1 protein-coding gene is annotated in these 1,577 nt (G+C 37.1%); it reads right to left on the reverse strand.

All coding sequences use genetic code 11. The features are described from left to right. Positions 1 to 74: 74 nt before the first annotated feature. On the reverse strand, positions 75 to 1,577 hold a 1,503-nt coding region (gene thrS, locus MVY38_RS01395; RefSeq protein ID WP_297482660.1), incomplete at its 5' end, for a threonine--tRNA ligase.

A 1,577-nucleotide genomic window follows, 5' to 3' on the forward strand; every position in this document is an offset into this window, starting at 1 on the left:
TCCACCATCTACATTACATCTTACTTCAGGAACACGGATGTTATCATTCATGATAACGCGGTCTTTGTTTTTACTCAAAAATTTACCTCATTTATTTTAGTTTGTATAAGCTTCAAGAATTCCTCTTGGCTTAAGTTATACTGCTCTCTAGTGCGTCTATCACGAACCGCTACAGTTTTATTTGCTATCTCTTCATCACCAACGACAATTATCATCGGCACTCGAGTTTTTTCTGCAGTTCTGATTCTCTTATTTAAAGAATCGTTCTTCGCATAAATCTCACTATCAGCATTAATGTCAATAAGTTTATCTGATAATTCCTTAGCGTATTCTTTATGTGACTCAGCTACAGGAACAATTGCAACTTGTGTAGGAGCAATAAACATAGGAAATTCGCCTGCATAATGCTCAGTCAAAATCCCAATAAAACGCTCAAAAGAGCCTAAAATAGCACGATGAATCATAACAGGTTGGATTTTATCGTTCTCTTCCCCATTGTACTCAAGCTTAAATCTCTCAGGAAGATTAAAATCTAACTGAATTGTTCCACACTGCCACTCACGACCAATTGCATCTGTAATTTTAATGTCAATTTTTGGTCCGTAAAATGCACCACCACCCTCATCTATCTCATATGCAAGTTTATTTGTATCCATAGCATTTTTCAGAGCTTGTGTAGAAATTTCCCACACTTCATCACTTCCAACAGCCTTATCTGGACGCGTTGAAATCATCATTTTGTAATCAAACTCAAAAGTTGACATAATTTTATCTACAAAATCAACCACTTCAATAATTTGCTCTTCAATCTGATCAGCACGACAAAAAATATGGGCATCATCTTGTGTAAACTCACGCACACGGAAAAGTCCATGTAATGCACCTGTAAGCTCATGACGATGCACGACACCATACTCAAAATACTTAATTGGTAAATCTCTATAAGAATGGAGTTCATCTTCATATACTTTAATATGCCCAACGCAGTTCATAGGTTTTACACCAAACTCAAGCTCATCAATATGCGTAAAGTACATATTTTCACCATAATTTTGGTAATGCCCTGAAGTTTTCCATAAATCTGAACGCAACATTTCAGGTCCACGAACTGGTTCATAGCCTCGTTTACGGTGTGCTTTAAAAAGAAGTGATTCTAAACGAGCACGCAATCTTCCACCTGCAGGAAGCCAAATAGGAAAACCAGCACCAACTTCTTCACGGAAAGTAAAGAGTTTCATCTCATTTCCAAGTTTACGATGGTCTCGTTTTTCAGCCTCTGCCATCATATCCATATAGGCTTTAAGCGATGCCTTATCTGCAAATGCAATACCATATATACGAGTAAGCATTTCGTTTTTAGAATCTCCACCTAAATAAGCTCCAGAAATCTTCGTCAATTTAAAGTAACGGATTAGCCCAATACTAGGAAGATGTGGTCCACGACAAAGGTCTTCAAACTCCCCTTGTCTATAGATGCTTACATCTTCATCAGGTATCATATTTAAAACTGCTTGTTTAAGATGGTCATCTTTAAACTTCTCACGAGCCTCTTCTTTAGAGATAACATAACGCTCAAT

The sequence above is a fragment of the Sulfurimonas sp. genome, from assembly GCF_027056685.1.
Taxonomy (GTDB): domain Bacteria; phylum Campylobacterota; class Campylobacteria; order Campylobacterales; family Sulfurimonadaceae; genus Sulfurimonas.